This is a genomic window from Vibrio sp. V03_P4A6T147, assembly GCF_002241085.1.
Lineage (GTDB): Bacteria > Pseudomonadota > Gammaproteobacteria > Enterobacterales > Vibrionaceae > Vibrio > Vibrio anguillarum.
Genome location: NZ_NDIO01000385.1, coordinates 1 through 2,989, shown reverse-complemented (window position 1 = coordinate 2,989; position 2,989 = coordinate 1). Strand labels below are relative to the sequence as shown.

General features: G+C 40.0%; 2 protein-coding genes. One reads left to right on the top strand and one right to left on the bottom strand.

The window, feature by feature from the left end:
- On the top strand, positions 1-1,158 hold a 1,158-nt coding region (gene cqsA, locus B9J84_RS14610; protein ID WP_094124445.1), incomplete at its 5' end, for an alpha-hydroxyketone-type quorum-sensing autoinducer synthase.
- A gap of 86 nt (positions 1,159-1,244) precedes the next feature.
- Here cqsA and B9J84_RS14605 read toward each other — a convergent pair.
- On the bottom strand, positions 1,245-2,989 hold a 1,745-nt coding region (locus B9J84_RS14605), incomplete at its 5' end, for a response regulator (protein ID WP_404207498.1).

The following is a 2,989-nucleotide window of genomic DNA, read 5'->3' as shown; positions in this document are numbered from 1 at the left end:
GAACTACCGGCTTCTATACAATCTAGAATTGACTATTTTATCAATGATTTGATTAATGCAAATGCTAACGGAAAACACCTAGTCCTAGGGAAAAGGCCAACAAAAAACGACATAGTGTTACAAAGTAATGATTATTTAAACTTGGCTGATCATCCATTAATTAAAGCACGGCTGAAAAATGCCATCGATAAAACACATGATAGTGTTTTTATGTCCGCTATTTTTCTACAAGATGAAGAGTCTAAACCTTCATTAGAAACGAAATTTGCAGAATTTGTAGGCTTTGATAGTTGCCTTCTTTCTCAATCAGGATGGAATGCTAATACTGCCTTGTTGCAAGCCGTGTGTGGGCCACAAAGTAACGTCTACATTGATTTTTTTGCTCACATGTCAATGTGGGAAGGTGCTCGTTATGCTAATGCCAATATTCACCCATTCATGCACAATAATTGTGATCATTTGCAAAAACTGATCGCTCGGCACGGCCCAGGGCTCATTGTGGTTGATTCGATTTACAGCACTATAGGTACGATTGCACCACTCACCGATTTGGTCACTATCGCCAAAGAGTATGGATGCGCCATTTTAGTTGATGAGTCGCATTCACTTGGCACACATGGCGAAAAAGGTGCAGGACTTGTCAGTGAATTAGGGTTAACAGCAGAGGTTGACTTTATTACAGCTAGCCTTGCGAAAACGTTCGCGTATCGCGCTGGCGCTATTTGGGCGAATAATAATGTGAATCACTGTATCCCTTTTGTGGGTTATCCCGCTATTTTTAGTTCAACTATTTTGCCTTATGAAGTCGAAGCGTTAGAAGCGACATTGGACATTATCAAATCAGCCGATTCTAAAAGAACTCAGTTGCACCGCAATGCACACACACTGCGTCGTGGACTAAATAGTATAGGGCTAAGCGTACGAAGTGAGTCCCAAATCATAGCGCTAGAAACCGGAGATGAACGAAATACAGAAAAAGTTCGCGATTATTTAGAAGAGAATCAAATATTTGGTGCTGTTTTTTGCAGGCCTGCCACTTCAAAGAATAAAAACATTATTCGGCTTTCGTTAAATAGTAATGTCACTGACTCACAAATTGATACCATATTAACTGTGTGTGAAAGGGCCCAAAATGATAGCAGTCTCTATTTCAAGTAAGTCACGCATCGACATACTAAACCAATGGTGCAATCTCAAATAAGAAGGATAAGGTAAGGAATAACCCTAGGGTTTACCTAGGGTTATTAAATCCAGTGACTTAATTTTTTTAACAATAGCGTTTTATCCGCTGGTTTTAAAACGTAATCATTCATTCCTGATGTACGGATTTTTTCTATCGTTGAAGGGCTATTGTCACCCGTATGCCCAATAATAGGCACTTTACTGTAAGAAGCGGTGGATGAACGGATAGATAAAGTGGCCGAAATACCATCCATAATCGGCATTTCAATATCCATTAACACCAAGTCAATTGAATTATTGGCCAACATTTGTAATGCTAATTCCCCATCGCTCGCTTGCAGTACTTCATACCCTTGCTTTTCTAGCAGCAGAGCGGTGAAGCTACGTAAGGAGTGGTTATCATCGACCAACAAAATTCGTTTTTCATAATCATATTGTTTTAACGGGATAACATTTTTATCGGCAATAAGCTCTTCCGTTTCAAAGAGTAGTTCATCAATAATCGCCGATCCATCCAATAACAATTTGTGCTTTTCAATTGGGTAAATGGTTAAATGACGCTCCATCGTCAGCGCGTAACGCTGATTTTGGTCATATAAATAGCAAACTTTTGCTTGTGTAAAATGCAGTTTAGGTTCCAGTTTGGTTAAGTAATCCGGCGTTTCATCCAACGTTTGCAGATCCACAAAGATCAGATCAAACTCAAATTCAAACTCTTCTCGACGCAAAGCACTCTCAGGCTCTAAGACATTAAGCTGGAAACCAAGATAGAACGATTTCTCACTGAGATAACGATTCACTATGCTCGTTTTGCCAATATAAAGCAGAGATTTCGCCTTCATTAGATCGAGTTTAATATTAGCGACGGCTTGCGAATCATACTCGGGAAACGTTAAAGTAAACTCCGTCCACTCTCCAAGTTCAGAACGGCAGATAATATCCCCTCCAAAAGCATGCATTACTTTACGGCAAAAGGGTAACCCCAGACCATAGCTGCCATTTTTACCGAAGGTATAAAAGTCTTTAAAAATATCGTCCAGCAAATGAGGTTCAATACCAACACCATTGTCTTTCACTGTAATTTGGTGGCAATTCTCACTTGATTTCAAGGTGATATGGATATTAAACATATCGTTATTTTGATAGTAGAACGCATTCTTGAGTAGATTGTAGAGCACGTATTTTAACAGTGTACTGCTGCCTAAAAAATCAAAGTCATCCACCACCTTAAGAGTCACTGCCTGCCTGTCTTCTGGTCTTTTATAAGAAAAACTGCGCAGTGCCTCTTCTATAACAGGCTTTGCAGCATGCTTTTTAAAGGTCGATGTTGAGACCCTATTTTGATCAATCGAGGTTAACAGCAAATCAATGGTCTCATTACCGGAGCGAATGACTTCATCAGCATCTCTTAATAGCCCAGCAATCAGCTCTAAATCTTTAGACGGTAGCGTATAAGATTCTGATTTGGATGCCGTAGGATTGGGCAATACTGAACCCATTACTTCAATTGACGCTTTTAACGCACTTAATGGATTTCTCATTTCATGCGCAATCCCTGCGCCAAAAGACTTGGCAATCGACACCTTCGCTTCATGTTCAATTTGGTTACGAAAATAGAACAGGTTGCCAAAAATGTAAGTAAATAGAAAAATCGGTACGTACGGCCATTCCACCATCACTCGCAGTTCCGCGTCCATTACGCCATAAGTCACAAAGTAAGCACATGCTAATGCAATGGCGGCTTGAATCAGCATAACTTTTGTTTCGTGGACTAAGAGGATATGGAGGAAAATAGACGCCATGAACG